Below are 15,753 nucleotides of genomic sequence, written 5' to 3'. Positions count from 1 at the left end.
GCGGTTTCAAATCAAAGCGCAAAAAAAGCCCCGAACCAGTCGGGGCTTTTTCGTGTGATCAACCTGCGGGCTTACTTGCCCTGCCAGCGCTTCAGTACCAAGGTGGCATTGGTGCCACCAAAACCAAAGCTGTTGCTCATCACGGTGTCGATCTTGGCGTTTTCAACGGTCTTGGTCAGGATTGGCATGTCGGCCACAACCGGATCAATCTCGTCGATGTTGGCCGAGCCGGCCATGAAGTTGCCTTCCATCATCAGCAGGCAGTAGATCGCTTCGTGAACGCCAGCGGCGCCCAGGGAGTGACCCGACAGGCTCTTGGTGGAGCTGATCTTCGGAGCCTTGTCGCCAAATACCGCACGCACGCCTTCCATTTCCTTGGCGTCGCCGACCGGGGTCGAGGTGCCGTGGGTGTTCAGGTAGTCGATTGGGGTGTCGACGGTGGACATTGCCATCTGCATGCAGCGGATGGCGCCTTCACCGCTTGGCGCAACCATGTCGTAGCCGTCGGACGTGGCGCCGTAGCCAACGATTTCCGCGTAGATCTTGGCGCCACGGGCCAGGGCGTGTTCCAGCTCCTCGACCACCACCATGCCGCCACCGCCGGCGATGACGAAACCGTCACGCTTGGCGTCGTAGGCGCGGGAGGCTTTCTCCGGGGTTTCGTTGTACTGGGTGGACAATGCACCCATGGCGTCGAACAGGAACGACTGGCTCCAATGCTCTTCTTCACCGCCGCCGGCGAATACGATGTCCTGCTTGCCCAGTTGGATCTGCTCAACGGCAGTCCCGATGCAGTGGGCGCTGGTGGCGCACGCGGAGGAGATCGAGTAGTTCACACCCTTGATCTGGAACGGCGTAGCCAGGCAGGCGGAAACGGTGCTGCCCATGGTCCGCGTGACACGGTACGGGCCGACGCGCTTTACGCCTTTTTCGCGCAGGATGTCCAGCGCTTCCATCTGGTTGAGGGTCGATGCGCCGCCGGAGCCGGCGATCAGGCCGGTGCGTACGTTCGAAACCTGGTCTTCGCTCAGGCCGGAGTCGGCGATCGCGTCTTTCATGGCCAGGTAGGCGTAGGCGGCAGCGTGGCCGACGAAGCGATAGATCTTGCGATCGATCAGTTCTTCGAGGGGCAGGTCAATGGAGCCGGAAACCTGGCTACGCAGACCCATTTCGGCATATTCCGGGTTGAAGCGGATGCCAGGGCGACTTGCACGCAGGTTAGCGGTGACGGTCTCTTTGTCATTGCCCAGGCAAGAAACGATGCCCAGACCAGTGATAACGACGCGGCGCATGCGGATAACCCTTAAAAGTTGTCAGTGGAAGTGAATACGCCGACCCGAAGGCCTTCGGCAGTATAGATCTCGCGACCGTCGACAGTCACCGAACCGTCGGCGATGGCCAGGTTCAGTTTACCCTTGAGGACGCGCTTGATTTGAATGTTGTAGGTGACTTTCTTGGCGCTCGGCAGTACCTGGCCAAAGAACTTCACTTCGCCCGAACCCAGGGCGCGACCGCGGCCCGGCAGGCCTTGCCAGCCCAGGTAGAAGCCGACCAGTTGCCACATGGCGTCAAGGCCCAGGCAACCTGGCATCACAGGGTCGCCTTCGAAGTGGCAAGCGAAGAACCACAGGTCCGGGGTGATATCCAGCTCGGCGACCAATTCACCTTTGCCGTACTTGCCACCCTCTTCGCTGATATGGGTGATGCGATCCACCATCAGCATATTCGGGGCGGGCAGTTGCGCGTTACCTGGGCCGAACAGCTCACCGCGACTGCAGCGCAGCAGGTCTTCCCGAGTAAAGGCGTTTTGTTTGGTCATGCGAGCTCCTCAATAATCCCATGCGGCAGGGTAGGGCAAATCTTCCCGAACCGAATGAAGCGTTCATGCCTCATAGCGGCAGCCTACACATAGACTATTGCGTTGTAGTGAAAGTCACAGCGGCAAGGCACTGAATGTACACTTGTTCACTGAAATTTTAAACCGGGCCTGTTTATCGGCCCGTTCGGGTGCCTAAGACTGCCGCACTTTCGTCTTTCACGCCAGTCGCAGTTGGCTGATGGCGCGGCGCTATTGCACCCAGCGCTGCAGGATTTGCTGCAAATCCGTGCGTTTGAACGGCTTGGCCAGGTAATCGTTCATTCCGGCTGCAAGGCAAGCTTCGCGGTCGCCCTGCAAGGCGTTGGCCGTCAGGGCGATGATCGGCAGATCGGCGCAGCCGGGCAGTTGGCGAATCTGCCGTGTGGCTTCGTAGCCGTCGATCAAGGGCAGGCGACAATCCATCAGAATGGCGGTGAAAATCAGGCTTTCGGCGCTGCGGATCGCCTCGGCGCCGTCCGTGGCCAGGCTGACTTCAAAGCCCAGGCTGCGCAGCATCGCTTCGACCACGGTGCGGTTGACCGGGTTGTCCTCTACCAACAGCACGTGGCGCCCATCGCCGGCGCTGGCTTTGCCAAGCGCGTCAGGTGCGGTGACCGGCACGTGCTGCTGGTCAATGGCCAGCGGAATCTCCAAGGTGAACACTGAGCCTCGACCTTCTTCGCTCTGGGCGCGCAAGGTGCCACCCATACGTTCGGCCAGGGTGCGCGCAATCGGCAGGCCCAGGCCCGTGCCACCGTAACGCCTGGAAATGGAGCTGTCTGCCTGCTGGAATGCATCGAACATCAAATCCAGGCGTTCGGCGGAAATACCGATACCGCTGTCGCGTACGGTGCAGGTGAACCACACCAACTCATGGTCCAGGGTTTGCCAGTGGGGCTCGACGGTCACGCTGCCATGTTCGGTAAATTTCAATGCATTGCCGATCAGGTTCACCAGAATCTGGCGGATCCGCGTCGGGTCGCCGCGCACACGCAGAGCCTCCATACCCATGGGAATGGGCAGTTCCAGGCTCAGCCCGCGCTGCTGGGCGTTGTGCTGGAAAGCCTGGGCGCAGCTGTTGATCAGATCGGCCAGGTTGAACGGAATATGTTCCAGTTCCAGGGCGGCGCGTTCAATGCGTGAGAAATCGAGGATGTCATTGATCACCTTGAGCAAATGCTCGGTGGACTCGCAAGCCAGCGCCGCGTACTCGGTCTGCTCCTCGGTCATCTGCGTGGTTTCCAGCAGTTGCAGCATGCCCAGCACGCCATTCATGGGCGTGCGCAGTTCGTGGCTCATCATCGCCAGAAAATCCGACTTGGCGTTGTTCGCCCGCTCGGCTTCTTCACGGGTCTGGATCAACTGGGCCATGGCTTGTTGCTGTTCGCGACTGGCCTGTTGAAGGCCCTCGGCCAGGTTGTTGATATGCCGCGAGAGGTCGCCCAGTTCCGAGTCATCGACGATGGGCAGTGGCGTCTTGTAATCGCCTTGTTGGATGGCCTTGACCGCGTGCCCCATGGCGCTGATCGGCTGGGACAGGCTGGCCGACAAGCGTCGCGCCAGCAGGAAGGTAAACAGCAGGGCAAACAGTGCCAGGACCCCTGCCTTGAACAGGATCTCCTGCTGGCGCTGGCTGAAGGCGTCGTTCGACATGCCCACAATCACCCGTCCCAGGTAGTCCGCGCGGGGTGCCTTGGGTTCGCTGAGGTTGTCCTGGAAAAAGTCATTGTTGAGCTGGATGTGTTGCAGGCGGATGGGTGCCTGGAACACCTTCACCGACAGTGAGCGGTCATGCCGTTCGGACGGCTGCTCCACGTACACCAGGATGTTCTCGGTGCTGTCCTGGATCTCCAGGAAGCGCACATGGGGTGTGGCCAAGGTCGCACGCAGCAGGGTTTCAAGCACATCGTTGTTGCCGGAAATCACGCCGTACTCAGTGGCAGGCGCCAGCTGGTTGGCGATCAATTGACCGGTGTGGTCCAGCTCCTGGCGCAAGTCCTGGATGCGCACGAAGGTGAAGAAGGAGATGAGCAGCAGGGTCAACAGCAGCGCGGGGCCCAGGGTAATGAGCTGGGTGCGGGTGTTGATATCCCAGCGACGACGCAAGGTCATGGGCGTTTTTCTCCTTCGGCCAGGCGGGCGGCAACGGCGATTTCATCGACCTGTTCGATGCCCAGTGAGCGCGCGACTTGCGGGTTGCCCACGACTTTGAAGTACTGCGGGTAGAGCGTGTTGGGCCAACTGGCCGGCGGCTGGTCCAGCAGTTGGTCCAGCACCGCGAGCCAGTCGGATTGATCGCTGTAGGTGCTGGCCAGGCTGCCGGCCCGCACAAACCCAGCGTTGGGCCCCACCAAGGGCAGTTGTTGGGCGTAGCTGCTCAGCAACAGGTTTTTTACGGTCTTGGGGTTGTACAGCTGCGGATCGTCGAGGCCCAGTAGCACGTCGCTGTTCTTGAACAGGGTTTGCATCGGGCGACTGTCGCTGGTGTTGTCCCAGAGCTGGGGCATGATTTCCAGGCCCATGGGTTTGGCGAACTGGATCAGTTCACGCAGCAGGAATTCGCTATCGACGCCGTACAGTACGCCGACGCGCTGGGCCTGGGGCAGGATATTGGCGATCAGGCGCAACTGACGTTCCAGCGGCGGGTCGCTCCATAACAGACTGATTTTTGCCGGGTGCAAGTTGCCCAGGCGTTGTCGGGCCTGCAGGCGGCTGATGCGCAGCACAAGGGTTGGTGGCCCTTGAGCATCCTGCAGGCGCCAGTCCAGACCCGGCAGGTCAAGGAGAATCAGGCGTGTGCTGGCAGGCAGTTGACTGGGCGCTGGCAACTGCTTGAGTGGCGTGAAGCTGACCTGGTCTTCGGGGCGTTGTTGGGCAAGGGCCTGGGTAAAGGCGCGCACGCCGGCGCTGTCTTCGGCGGCCGTCAGCAGGATGTTTGCGCTCCATGCCGGCGCCGCCAGCAACAGGCACGCGAGCAGCAGGCCGCGGCGCCAAAACCGTGAAACCAAGAACAGGGTCATCCGTGACTGGTCGGCCATGTCAGAAGTCCAGCTCGGCGCTGAAATAGAGAACGTGGCGATGGTCGTAGTTGTTGTCGGCCCAGGTGGTGGGCTGGTCATCCAGGCGTTGCTGCAACATGCCCGCCAGCTCCACATTGGCTTTGCCTACGGCAATGCGCTTGGCCACCCGCAGGTCGACCCGCTGGAAGCGATATTGGTTGAGTGCGTCGTCGCCATAGTAGAACAAGGCGCTGGACCAACCCTGGCCCCACTCACGCAGCCAACCGGCCGAGCCGCTGTTACGCGCGGTTTGCGCTTTGTCCAGCGGGTTGCTGGAGGTGGCGTCTACATAAGCATAGGTCAGGCGCAGGCGGTCGGCGTTACTCACGCGCCAGTCGAACTGCGACTCGGCACCGCTAAAACGTGAGCTGTTGGCGTTGCTGGCGATGTATTGGTTGTTGCGCAGCGGCGAGCTGATCATGTCGGTGATTTCGTCATAGAACAGCTTCACGTCGACATTCAGCCCCAGCTCGGCAAAGAAGCCGTTGTAGCCCAGTTCGCGCGAGCGCATCAACTCTTTGTCGAGGTTGCCGGGGCCGCGCGTCACGACAAAATATTGACCGGCGTTTTGCCCGTAGGTCGGGGAGCTGAGATTGGTGACGCGGTAGCTCCAATTGACGTTGTTCTCGAACATGTCCGGCGAGCGGATTGCCTCGGAGTAAACCGCGCGCAAGCCGTGGCGGGGGTTGATCAGGTAATTGACCGCCACACGCGGCGTGAGCGAGTTGCCGCTCAGGTGGGTGTCTTCGTACATGGCGCCACCTTGCAGCAGCCAGTGCTCGCTGGCGCGCCATTCCAGGTGGCCAAACAGGCGCCAGGTGGTGTCGTCCAGGGTGCCATTGAAGTAGGTTTCGGAGTCGGCGCGGTCATAGCGGTAATTCATGCCGCTGACCAGGCGCAGGCTGTCGGAGAGGCTGAGCGTGTCCTGGATCTCCACGTCGTAGCGGCTTTCGCGGGTGCTCTGGTCGATATCGCCGCACACGCTTTGGTTGGCACCGTTGCGCCACTGGTCCAGCACCTGGTTGGCCAAGGCCTGTTCGGCGGCGTTGCCCGGTGGGGCGGAGCCTTGGCTGTAGGTGTCCATGTGCCGTGCCAGCAATTCGGCATAGTTGGGGTTGAGCTGCCATAACTGGGTCAGTTCAGGGCTGAACGAGGCCTTGGCGTCACAGGCTTTCCAGATTTGCTTGCGGTCCCATTGCTGTGCCGAGCCCTGGATATACAGGCTGTGGTCGGGGTTGAAGTCGAAGTTCCAGCGCAGGGAGCCTGCGTAGTCCTTGGCGGTGGCGTCGGAATTGCTACCGCCTTCGGTAATCCCGGAAAACACCGGGGTGTAGGTATAAGGGCGCTGGTTGGTGCCTTCCTTGACGTTCAGTTGCCAATCGAGACTTTGTTGCGCGTTCAAGGTCTGGCTCACCGCCAGGCTGAAACGGTTGAGACGACGCCCGTCACGGCGGTCGGCGCCGACTGCGTCGCTGTCAAATCCATCGTCCTGTTGCCCGGACAGAGACAAGCGTAAATCGCCGGTCTCCCAGCCCACACCCTGGCTGGCATAGAAGTCATTGATGCCACGCTCGCCACGGATGACCTTTACCCGCGAGCCGTGGCTGTTGGCTGGCGAGCGGGTGAGGATATTCACCACCGCCATCAGCGCATTGGCACCGTAGCTGACGGTGTTGGGGCCGCGAAAGACCTCGATGCGCTCGATATCCTCCATGGCCACCGGGATATCGCTCCAATCCACCGTGGCCAGGCCGGCGCGGTAGACCGAGCGACCGTCGATCAGCACCTGCATGCGCCGTGCGTCACTGGCGCTGGTGCCATGGTAATTCACCGACGCCTGGTTGCCGCCGGTGTAGCCGACCATCATCCCCGGGACCAGCCGCAGCAGTTCCGAGATGTCCCGGGCACCGCTGGCCTTGATCAGCTCACTGTCGATCACCGTCATGCTGCCGGGCACGGCGGCGGCCGATTGCTTGAGGCGCGTGGCGGTCAAGACCTGGGGCAGCGGCTGGCTGTCGAGGAACAGATCGTCGGCCTGCGCGCAGGTAGCACACAAGAGCAGCAACAATAATGATGAGCGGGGAGGAGGGCCCAGATACACGGCACGGCCTTGTTAATTGCGGATAGCCGCCCATGTTAACCGAGGTGCGGCTGTTTGCCAGTCGTCGGACTTGCATTTACTTCGCACGCCTCTGGCATTTTCTGACTAACGCGAATTGATACGGGGGCTGGCCGCAAGCGGGGCGCCCCGTATAATGCCGCCATCGCCACTGGTATGGATTAACGGATTGCATATGACTGAACAGCGCCCTATTGCGGTCCTGGGAGGCGGAAGTTTTGGTACCGCCGTGGCTAACCTGCTGGCCGAGAACGGTCACGCGGTGCGCCAGTGGATGCGCGATCCCGAACAGGCCGAAGCCATTCGCGTGCATCGCGAAAACCCTCGTTACCTTAAAGGTATCAAGATTCATCCCGCCGTCGAGCCGGTGACCGACCTGCTGGAAACCCTCACGACCTGCGACCTGTGCTTTGTCGCGCTGCCTTCCAGCGCCTTGCGCTCGGTATTGGCGCCCCACGCCGACCGTTTGGCCGGCAAGTTGCTGGTCAGCCTGACCAAGGGCATCGAAGCCCACACCTTCAAGTTGATGAGTGAAATCCTCACCGAAATCGCTCCTCAGGCGCGCATTGGCGTGCTGTCCGGGCCAAACCTTGCGCGGGAAGTCGCCGAACACGCGTTGACCGCCACCGTGGTCGCCAGTGAAGACGAGGCCTTGTGCGAGCGCGTCCAGGCGGTGCTGCATGGCCATACCTTCCGGGTCTACGCCAGCGGCGATCGCTTTGGCGTCGAATTGGGCGGGGCCTTGAAAAACGTCTACGCGATCATTGCTGGCATGGCCGTGGCCCTGGGCATGGGCGAAAACACCAAGAGCATGCTGATTACCCGCGCACTGGCCGAGATGACACGTTTTGCGGTGAACCAGGGCGCCAACCCGATGACCTTCCTCGGTCTGGCGGGCGTGGGTGACTTGATCGTCACCTGTTCGTCGCCCAAAAGCCGCAACTACCAGGTCGGGTTCGCCTTGGGCCAAGGGCTGAGCCTGGAGGAGGCGGTGACGCGTCTGGGCGAAGTGGCCGAGGGGGTCAACACCCTCAAGGTCTTGAAGGCCAAGGCCCAGGAAGTGGGCGTGTACATGCCGCTGGTCGCCGGCCTGCATGCGATCCTGTTTGAAGGGCGCACCCTGAACCAGGTCATCGAGTTGCTGATGCGGGCCGAGCCCAAGACCGATGTCGACTTTATTTCCACCAGTGGTTTCAACTGAGGAACGCGTCATGAACGATCCCAAAGCTGCCCCCCAATACGAGTCGATTGGCTTGCGCATCCTGTGGATGCTGGTATTTGCGCTGGTGTGGCAGGTAGCCCAATTCCTGCTCGGTGCGCTGGTGGTGGTGCAATTGATTTACCGGCTGATCTACGGCGCACCGAACCTGGGCCTGATGAACTTTGGCGACAGCCTCAGCCAGTTCCTGGCGCAGATTGGCCGCTTCGGCAGCTTCCACACCGAACAAAAGCCCTGGCCGTTCGCCGATTGGCCAACCCCACGCGCCCCCGAAGGCGAAGCGGCCCACAGCGTACCGCCGGCACCGCACCCGGTGCGTGATGAAGAGCCGAAGCTATGAAGGTATGGATTCTGCGTCACGGCGAGGCCCAAGCGCATGCGCGCACGGACGCCGAGCGCAACCTCACCGAGCACGGGCGCGCCGAAGTATTGCGCAGTGCTACGCACCTGATTGGCCAGCCCTTGGGCGCCATCATTGCCAGCCCTTATGTACGGGCGCAGCAGACGGCGCAGTTGGTGCGCGATGCGCTGGGGTTTGAGCCTGAGATCTGCACGGTGCCGTGGCTGACGCCCGATGGGGATGTTCAGCAGGTGGTGAAGCAACTGGACACCGATGACAACGTGCTGTTGGTCAGTCATCAACCGCTGGTGGGCAGCCTGATCAGTTTTTTGCAGCATGGGCATCAGCGTCAGCCACAGCCGATGTACACGGCCAGTTTGGCGCAGCTTGAGGGTGACTTTCCGTTGGCTGGCTTGATGAGCCTGGTAGCTGTGAAGAATCCCTAGGCATCGTGCGACGGCCTGCCAACCGACGTTTACCTACCTGAACCCCCACGATCCAACTGTGGGAGCTGGCTTGCCTGCGATGACGGCCAGCCAGCCGACACCTATCTTCCTGACACCTCACAATCCAACTGTGGGAGCGGGCTTGCTCGCGAAGACGGCCTCACTGTCGACACTGTTATACCGAGTACATATCCGTTCCTGCGGTAACGGCCACTTAGGGTTCCGCCCTGACGGCGGCTCACTTTGCAAAAGCGGCAAAGTAAGCAAAACGCTCTTGCCCCACCACTCGGCACCTCGCCTGGGCTCGGTGTGCCCGTAATCCGCCAGAGATTTGGGGGGCCGCCGCCACGCGCCATCCATGGCGCGGGGCGGCTAAACCGGCATCCCTGCCGGTTTACCCCCCAAATCCCTGTCGAATTCCGGCCAGCGTGGTTTGACGGGGCGCCTGAGATCAAGATCAAAAGCAGATCAAGAGCGCGGCTCGCTTCGCATCGTGGTTACCGGCAGGCCGTTTCCTTTGCGTGTGCTATACAGTCAACCAAGCAAGTGCTTGGTTGGCTGTATCTCGGATCACAAAGGAGCGCGTCCCATGCCTGTCGCTTTTCGTTTGCCGTTGCAGGTCTTCTTTGAGCGTGAAGCGCGGCACCCGCGCAAAACCTTCCTCGTTCAGCCCATCGGCGGCGGTGAGGTGCAGACCCTCACGTGGGGCGATGTCGGCCACCAGGCTCGTTGCGCCGCCCACTGGCTGCGGGCGCGGGAGTTGCCCCACGGCTCGCACATTGCCTTGATTTCAAAAAACTGCGCCCACTGGATCATCGCCGACCTGGCGATCTGGATGGCTGGGCACGTGTCGGTGCCGCTTTATCCCAACCTCACCGCGGACTCAGTCGCCCATGTGCTGACTCACTCGCAGGCGCGGTTGGCGCTGATCGGTAAGCTCGATGATTGGCCGGCGATGGCACCTGGCGTTCCTGCGGGTGTGCCGACTATCAGCCTGCCGCTGTGCCCCCCTGAAGGGACTTTCGATTTCAGTTGGGCGGACCTGCAAGCCTGTTCACCGATCCAGGACAACCCGCTACCGGATGCCGCCAGCCTGGCCACCATCATCTACACCTCCGGCACGACCGGCCTGCCTAAAGGGGTGATGCACAGTTTCGGCGCCTTGGGGGTTGCTGCCACGCGCGGTACTGAGCTGTTCGGCCTGGGGGAGGGCGACCGGTTGCTGTCGTACCTGCCGCTGTGCCATGTGGCGGAGCGGATGTTTGTAGAAATGGCTTCGATCTATACCGGGCAAACCGTTTTTTTCGCCGAGAGCCTGGAAACCTTCCTCACCGATCTGCGCAGGGCGCGGCCGACGGCCTTGTTTGGCGTGCCGCGCATATGGACCAAATTCCAACTGGGCGTCTACGCCAAAATCCCGGAAAAACGCCTCGATACCCTGTTACGCCTGCCTTTTATCGGCAAGCGCGTCGGCCATAAAGTTCTCGCCGGCCTGGGGCTGGATGCGCTGCGCATCGCCCTGTCCGGCGCTGCGCCGGTGCCCGAGGCGTTGCTGCGTTGGTATCAGCGCCTGGGCCTGGATGTGCTGGAGGTGTACGGCATGACCGAAAACTGCGGCTATTCCCATGTGTGTCGCCCAGGTGGGCAAACGCTCGGTTGGATCGGCCAGCCCTGCCCAGGCGTGCAAGTGCGTATCGACCCGTCAGGCGAAGTGCAGGTACACAGTGGCGCTACCATGTTGGGCTACTTCAAGGACCCGCAGAAAACCGCGGATACGCTCACCGCAGATGGCTTCCTGCGTACGGGTGACAAGGGCGAGCAGGACGCGGACGGTCGCCTGCGCCTGACCGGACGTCTCAAGGAAATCTTCAAGACCAGCAAAGGCAAATACGTGGCCCCGGCGCCGATTGAAAACCGCCTGGCCGAACATGCACGTATTGAACAGGTGTGTGTGGTCGGCGAGGGGCTCAGTGCGCCGATAGGGCTGTGCGTGTTGTCGGCGCCCGGCGAGGACCGCCAAGCCCTCGGCAGTGGCCTTGAACGCTGGCTGGTGCAGGTGAACGCGGGCCTGGACAAGCATGAACGCATAGGACAATTGGTGGTGGTGAAAGACCACTGGGCGGTGGAAAACGGCTTTCTCACGCCGACCTTGAAGATCAAGCGCAACGTGATCGAGTCGACGTACGGGGCACAATTGCAAGCATGGAGCGCGCGCGCCGAAACCGTTCTGTGGCAGGATTAGGGCCGTAATAAAACCAACAAGGACAACCGTATGAGCCTGTGGCGTACCCAACCGAATATCGAACACCTCAACGCGATCCAGAAAAACACCATCGGTGAAATGCTGGATATTCGTTTCGAAAGCTTCGACGACGAATCCCTTACCGCCAGTATGGTGGTCGACCACCGCACCCATCAGCCCTACGGCCTGCTGCACGGCGGCGCCTCGGTGGTGCTGGCCGAAAGTGTCGGTTCCATGGCCGCCTACTTGTGCATTGATGCAAGCAAGTTTTATTGCGTGGGCCTGGAGGTCAACGCCAACCACCTGCGCGGTGTGCGCAGCGGCCGGGTGACGGCGGTGGCCAAGGCTATTCATATCGGGCGCACCACCCAGGTGTGGGACATCCGCCTGAGCAGCGACGAGGGCAAGGCCAGTTGTGTCTCGCGCCTGACCATGGCCGTGGTGCCGCTGGGTGAACAACCGCCGGCGCGATAGGCGTGGCGTGAGTGTCATCATTCCTGGCAGTTACAGTCATTGCTGTAGGGGCCGGGCATGGTGACAATCCCCCTCTGTTTTTGTTGATGGAACCTGTATGTCGCAGCACGTGTTTTTTACCCACGCCAATGGCTTCCCTTCGGCCACCTACGGCAAGCTGTTTGCCGCCCTGGCCCCGGAATATGCGGTGGCACATCTGCCGCAGCACGGTCACGACCCCAGGTTCCCGGTGGATGATAACTGGCAGAACCTGGTGGACGAGCTGATCCATCATCTGGAGCAGCAGCCAGAGCCGGTGTGGGGCGTGGGCCATTCCCTGGGTGGTGTGCTGCATTTGCACGCAGCCATGCGCTGCCCGCACCTGTACCGGGGCGTGGTGATGCTGGATTCCCCGGTGCTCACCCGCGCAGACCGCTGGGTGATCCGCGCTGCCAAGCGCTTTGGTTTTATCGACCGCCTCACCCCGGCAGGGCGCACGCTTGGCCGGCGCGAAGAATTCACCGACCTGGACACCGCGCGCAGCTATTTCGCCGGCAAGACCCTGTTCCGTGGCTTTGACCCCGATTGCTTTGACGCGTACCTGCAACATGGCCTGCAGCAAGTGGGCGATCGCCTGCGCCTGCGATTCGACCCGGCCACCGAAATCAGCATCTATCGCGGCGTGCCCCACACCAGCCCGGGCCAGGTGCGCCAGTTGAAGGTGCCGCTGGCGGTGGTGCGTGGCCGCCAGAGCCGGGTGGTGATGCGTCACCATGCCAGCGGTGTCGACCGCTTGCCCATGGGCGAAATGCTCACCATGCCCGGCGGCCATATGTTCCCCCTCGAACGCCCTCAGGACACTGCTGCCTTGATCAAGACTCTGTTCGCCCGCTGGCAGGCCCGTGAGCGCAGTTGCGCATGAGTACGCCCGTCGAAGAGGTACGCCTGAGCCTGCCGCACATCGAACTGGCCGCGCATCTGTTCGGCCCCGAGGACGGCCTGCCGGTAATTGCCCTCCATGGTTGGCTGGACAACGCCAACAGCTTTGCGCGCCTGGCGCCCAAGCTGCACGGGTTGCGCATCGTCGCCCTGGACATGGCGGGGCATGGGCATTCGGCGCACCGCCCGGCCGGCGCCGGTTACGCCTTGTGGGATTACGTCTACGACGTGCTGCAGGTGGCCGAGCAACTGGGCTGGAAACGTTTTGCATTACTTGGCCACTCCCTGGGCGCCATAGTCTCCCTGGTGTTAGCCGGGGCCTTGCCGGAGCGGGTGACACACCTGGGCCTGATTGACGGCGTAATCCCACCGACCGCCAGCGGCGAGAGCGCGGCCGAGCGCCTGGGCATGGCCTTGCAGGCGCAATTGAGCCTGCAGGACAAGCGCAAGCCGGTCTACAACAGCCTTGATCGAGCGGTTGAGGCGCGGATGAAAGGCGTGGTGGCGGTCAGCCGTGAAGCGGCGCAGCTCCTGGCCCAGCGCGGTTTGATGCCCGTACCGGGCGGTTACACCTGGCGCAGCGATAGCCGCCTGACCCTGGCATCGCCGATGCGCCTGACCGATGAACAAGCCATGGCTTTCGTGCGAAGGGTAGGGTGCCCTACCCAGTTGGTGGTCGCGGCTGACGGCATGCTGGCGAAACATTCCGAATTGCTTTCTCAGCTACCCTTCACGGTTACCACGCTGCCAGGCGGCCATCATTTACACCTGAATGACGAGCCCGGTTCGGCTCTTGTTGCAGACTGTTTCAATCGGTTCTTCTCCACGCCTTGACTTGGCGGGGTCAACTGCCGAGGCTGGGCGGATTGAAAGGGAGTCAACCATGAACACACTCGATATCGCTGTGACCAACATTGGCCAGGGCTCACTGATCCGATGAGCCTGGGTAAAGGATGTATCCGTGCCCTTGGCCTTTGCTGTTTCAGCCCCCTGGTATTTGCCGCCGACGTGCCGGGCAGCCAGGATCTACCGACGGTAGCCCGTCAGGTTGATGCGCAAATCGTCGATTACCGCCCCGCTGAAGACAAGGAACGCATCTACCCCATGGGCGCGATCCGCAAGATCAGCGGCCAGTTGCGTTATGAAGGCCAGGCCATCGCACGCGGCCCAGCTACTGCAATCACCTATGAACTGCCCGCCGAACACAGCTCCAGCGCCGCCTTTACCGGAACCCGCGAAGCCTTGCAGGCCAAAGGCGCGCAGTTGTTGTTCTGGTGCAAGGCGCGCGATTGTGGCGAAAGCAGCCTGTGGGCCAACGAGGTGTTCGGCAACGCCAAGCTGGTGGGCGCCGATGGCCAACAGGAATACCTGCTGCTACGCCTGGCCGCCCCGCAGGACAATTCCCTGGTCGCGCTGTACGGCATCACCCGTGGTAATCGCCGCGCCTACCTGCATGTGGAGCAACTCGACGCCAGCGCGCCTTTGGGCGAGCTGCTGCCCACTTCGGCCACCCTGCTGCGTGAACTCAAAAGCACCGGCGAGCTGGATTTCCCCGCGCTGGTTGCCGAACCGGATGACACCTGGCTGACCTTGATATCCCGAGCCTTGAACCTCGACACCACCCTGCGCGTGAGCCTGAGCGGGCCGCAGGCCGAGGCCTGGCGCCAGGCGCTGGTAGAGAAGGGCGTGCGCACCGCCCGTCTGGAAACCGGCACCGGTGATACCCAAGGACTGCATCTGCATCTGATACGCTAAGCACCACAGGGCGAACGGACCCGCGCCGTTCGCCTAAGCTCTCTTCCTACAGCCTTCTTTTCGAGATACCCGATGCTCAATAACGATCGCCTGCTGGTGCAAATCCTGCTGCTGGTGCTGTTTGGTGCCAGCTTCTGGGTCATGGCGCCGTTCTGGTCGGCGCTGTTCTGGGGCGCGGTGCTGGCATTTGCCAGTTGGCCGCTGATGCGTTTGCTCACCCGTTGGCTCGGCGGCCGGGAATCCCTGGCCGCTGGCATCCTGACGTTGGGCTGGATGTTGCTGGTGGCGGTGCCATTGGTATGGCTGGGGTTCAACCTGGCTGACCATGTGCGTGATGCGGTGGCGCTGATCAAGGACATCCAGGTCGACGGCTTGCCCGAGGCGCCGACCTGGTTGGGGTCGATCCCCTTCGTCGGCGAGCGCCTGGTGGCGACATGGGACAGCATTGACCAACAAGGTGCGGCGCTGATGGTGAGCATCAAGCCGTACCTGGGCCAGGTCGGCAATTGGTTGTTGGCGCGCAGTGCGCAAATTGGTGGCGGCATTCTTGAGCTGACCCTGAGCCTGGTCTTCGTATTCTTTTTCTACCGTGACGGGCCGCGCCTGGCGATGTTTGTGCACCGCCTGTTGGAGCGCCTGATTGGCGAACGCGCCGGCTACTACATCGAACTGGTGGCCGGCACGGTGCAACGGGTGGTCAATGGTGTGATCGGCACCGCTGCGGCCCAGGCGCTGCTGGCGCTGATCGGCTTCCTGATCGCCGGCGTACCGGGCGCGCTGGTGCTGGGTATCGTGACTTTCCTGCTCAGCCTTATTCCCATGGGGCCGCCGTTGGTGTGGATCCCGGCCACGGCGTGGCTGGCGTGGAAGGGCGATTACACCTACGCGGTATTCCTGGGTGTGTGGGGCACGTTCGTGATCAGCGGCGTGGATAACGTGCTCAAGCCGTACCTGATCAGCCGCGGCGGCAACCTGCCGTTGGTGATCGTGTTGTTGGGCGTGTTTGGTGGGTTGATAGCGTTCGGCTTTATCGGCCTGTTTATTGGCCCGACGTTGCTGGCGGTGGCCTACAGCCTGTTGACAGACTGGAGCGCGAGCCAGGCGCAAGTGCGTCGTGAAGACAAACCTTGTAACTGATCGGTGTACCTAACTGTGGTGCGCCGCGGTACTTGTGGGAGCTGGCTTGCCTGCGAATTGCCATAGGTATCTACACAACTTTGTAGGCTGTAGCCGTCGACGGTAACCACGATGCGAAGCGAGTCGCTCTTGATCTTGATCTGCTTTTGATCTTAGGCGCCCCGTTAAACCACGCTGGCCGTAATC

The 15,753-nt window shown here is 61.8% G+C and carries 14 protein-coding genes; 9 read left to right on the top strand and 5 right to left on the bottom strand.

Annotated elements, in window-relative coordinates:
* Nucleotides 1-71 precede the first annotated feature (71 nt).
* The 5 genes from fabB to BUE92_RS01610 all read right to left on the bottom strand — a co-directional run bounded on the left by fabB (nt 72) and on the right by BUE92_RS01610 (nt 7,018).
* Nucleotides 72-1,292, bottom strand: a complete 1,221-nt coding sequence (gene fabB / locus BUE92_RS01630) for a beta-ketoacyl-ACP synthase I (RefSeq protein ID WP_003190033.1) — start codon at nt 1,290-1,292, stop codon at nt 72-74.
* 11 nt (nt 1,293-1,303) lie between these two features.
* Nucleotides 1,304-1,819, bottom strand: coding sequence for a 3-hydroxyacyl-[acyl-carrier-protein] dehydratase FabA (fabA, locus tag BUE92_RS01625; RefSeq protein ID WP_003190035.1), 516 nt, complete (start codon nt 1,817-1,819; stop codon nt 1,304-1,306).
* A gap of 249 nt (nt 1,820-2,068) precedes the next feature.
* The gene (locus BUE92_RS01620; RefSeq protein ID WP_073521677.1) at nt 2,069-3,970 is read right to left on the bottom strand and encodes an ATP-binding protein; all 1,902 of its coding nucleotides are present in this window, start codon (nt 3,968-3,970) and stop codon (nt 2,069-2,071) included.
* Nucleotides 3,967-4,896 carry an ABC transporter substrate binding protein gene (locus BUE92_RS01615; RefSeq protein WP_073521676.1) on the bottom strand — a complete coding sequence of 310 codons (930 nt, stop codon included), beginning with the start codon at nt 4,894-4,896 and terminating at the stop codon, nt 3,967-3,969. Before BUE92_RS01615 ends, BUE92_RS01620 begins: the two co-directional genes overlap by 4 nt.
* A 1-nt stretch (nt 4,897) precedes the next feature.
* Nucleotides 4,898-7,018 carry a TonB-dependent receptor plug domain-containing protein gene (locus tag BUE92_RS01610; RefSeq protein WP_081372157.1) on the bottom strand — a complete coding sequence of 707 codons (2,121 nt, stop codon included), beginning with the start codon at nt 7,016-7,018 and terminating at the stop codon, nt 4,898-4,900.
* A gap of 193 nt (nt 7,019-7,211) precedes the next feature.
* On the opposite strand from BUE92_RS01610, the gene BUE92_RS01605 reads away from it, so the two are divergent.
* The 9 genes from BUE92_RS01605 (at nt 7,212) to BUE92_RS01560 (ending at nt 15,567) form a co-directional block, all read left to right on the top strand.
* Nucleotides 7,212-8,237 (top strand): NAD(P)H-dependent glycerol-3-phosphate dehydrogenase, encoded by a 1,026-nt coding sequence (locus BUE92_RS01605; protein ID WP_073521675.1) that lies wholly within the window; start codon nt 7,212-7,214, stop codon nt 8,235-8,237.
* Between the two features lie 10 nt (nt 8,238-8,247).
* Nucleotides 8,248-8,595 carry a DUF4389 domain-containing protein gene (locus tag BUE92_RS01600; protein ID WP_073521674.1) on the top strand — a complete coding sequence of 116 codons (348 nt, stop codon included), beginning with the start codon at nt 8,248-8,250 and terminating at the stop codon, nt 8,593-8,595.
* Entirely contained in the window at nt 8,592-9,041 is a 450-nt protein-coding gene (gene sixA / locus BUE92_RS01595; RefSeq protein ID WP_073521673.1) for a phosphohistidine phosphatase SixA, read from the top strand. The genes BUE92_RS01600 and sixA overlap by 4 nt, the downstream gene beginning before the upstream one ends.
* A 589-nt stretch (nt 9,042-9,630) precedes the next feature.
* Nucleotides 9,631-11,283: an AMP-binding protein gene (locus BUE92_RS01585; RefSeq protein WP_073521671.1), complete on the top strand. Its 1,653-nt coding sequence runs from the start codon at nt 9,631-9,633 to the stop codon at nt 11,281-11,283.
* A gap of 30 nt (nt 11,284-11,313) precedes the next feature.
* Nucleotides 11,314-11,757, top strand: coding sequence for a hotdog fold thioesterase (locus BUE92_RS01580; protein ID WP_014717751.1), 444 nt, complete (start codon nt 11,314-11,316; stop codon nt 11,755-11,757).
* Between the two features lie 97 nt (nt 11,758-11,854).
* Nucleotides 11,855-12,658 carry an alpha/beta fold hydrolase gene (locus BUE92_RS01575; RefSeq protein ID WP_044273029.1) on the top strand — a complete coding sequence of 268 codons (804 nt, stop codon included), beginning with the start codon at nt 11,855-11,857 and terminating at the stop codon, nt 12,656-12,658.
* Entirely contained in the window at nt 12,655-13,509 is an 855-nt protein-coding gene (locus BUE92_RS01570; protein WP_073521670.1) for an alpha/beta hydrolase, read from the top strand. The genes BUE92_RS01575 and BUE92_RS01570 overlap by 4 nt, the downstream gene beginning before the upstream one ends.
* 102 nt (nt 13,510-13,611) lie before the next feature.
* The gene (locus BUE92_RS01565) at nt 13,612-14,430 is read left to right on the top strand and encodes a DUF4892 domain-containing protein (protein ID WP_073521669.1); all 819 of its coding nucleotides are present in this window, start codon (nt 13,612-13,614) and stop codon (nt 14,428-14,430) included.
* Nucleotides 14,431-14,502: 72 nt separating this feature from the next.
* Complete coding sequence (locus tag BUE92_RS01560; protein WP_003190063.1) at nt 14,503-15,567, top strand: AI-2E family transporter; 1,065 nt, start codon at nt 14,503-14,505, stop codon at nt 15,565-15,567.
* Nucleotides 15,568-15,753: the final 186 nt, after the last annotated feature.

This window comes from Pseudomonas fluorescens, assembly GCF_001902145.1.
GTDB classification, from domain to species: Bacteria; Pseudomonadota; Gammaproteobacteria; order Pseudomonadales; family Pseudomonadaceae; genus Aquipseudomonas; species Aquipseudomonas fluorescens_BV.
The sequence above is the reverse complement of the archived record's forward strand: the minus strand, read 5'-3'. Positions and strand labels throughout refer to the sequence as shown.

Coding starts and splice junctions, on each gene's coding strand:
- BUE92_RS01570 (WP_073521670.1), top strand. CDS start 12,655: ATGAGTACGCCCGTCGAAGAGGTACGCCTGAGCCTGCCGCACATCGAA.
- sixA (WP_073521673.1), top strand. CDS start 8,592: ATGAAGGTATGGATTCTGCGTCACGGCGAGGCCCAAGCGCATGCGCGC.
- BUE92_RS01605 (WP_073521675.1), top strand. CDS start 7,212: ATGACTGAACAGCGCCCTATTGCGGTCCTGGGAGGCGGAAGTTTTGGT.
- BUE92_RS01585 (WP_073521671.1), top strand. CDS start 9,631: ATGCCTGTCGCTTTTCGTTTGCCGTTGCAGGTCTTCTTTGAGCGTGAA.
- BUE92_RS01560 (WP_003190063.1), top strand. CDS start 14,503: ATGCTCAATAACGATCGCCTGCTGGTGCAAATCCTGCTGCTGGTGCTG.
- BUE92_RS01565 (WP_073521669.1), top strand. CDS start 13,612: ATGAGCCTGGGTAAAGGATGTATCCGTGCCCTTGGCCTTTGCTGTTTC.
- BUE92_RS01600 (WP_073521674.1), top strand. CDS start 8,248: ATGAACGATCCCAAAGCTGCCCCCCAATACGAGTCGATTGGCTTGCGC.
- fabA (WP_003190035.1), bottom strand. CDS start 1,819: ATGACCAAACAAAACGCCTTTACTCGGGAAGACCTGCTGCGCTGCAGT.
- BUE92_RS01620 (WP_073521677.1), bottom strand. CDS start 3,970: ATGACCTTGCGTCGTCGCTGGGATATCAACACCCGCACCCAGCTCATT.
- BUE92_RS01580 (WP_014717751.1), top strand. CDS start 11,314: ATGAGCCTGTGGCGTACCCAACCGAATATCGAACACCTCAACGCGATC.
- BUE92_RS01575 (WP_044273029.1), top strand. CDS start 11,855: ATGTCGCAGCACGTGTTTTTTACCCACGCCAATGGCTTCCCTTCGGCC.
- BUE92_RS01615 (WP_073521676.1), bottom strand. CDS start 4,896: ATGGCCGACCAGTCACGGATGACCCTGTTCTTGGTTTCACGGTTTTGG.
- fabB (WP_003190033.1), bottom strand. CDS start 1,292: ATGCGCCGCGTCGTTATCACTGGTCTGGGCATCGTTTCTTGCCTGGGC.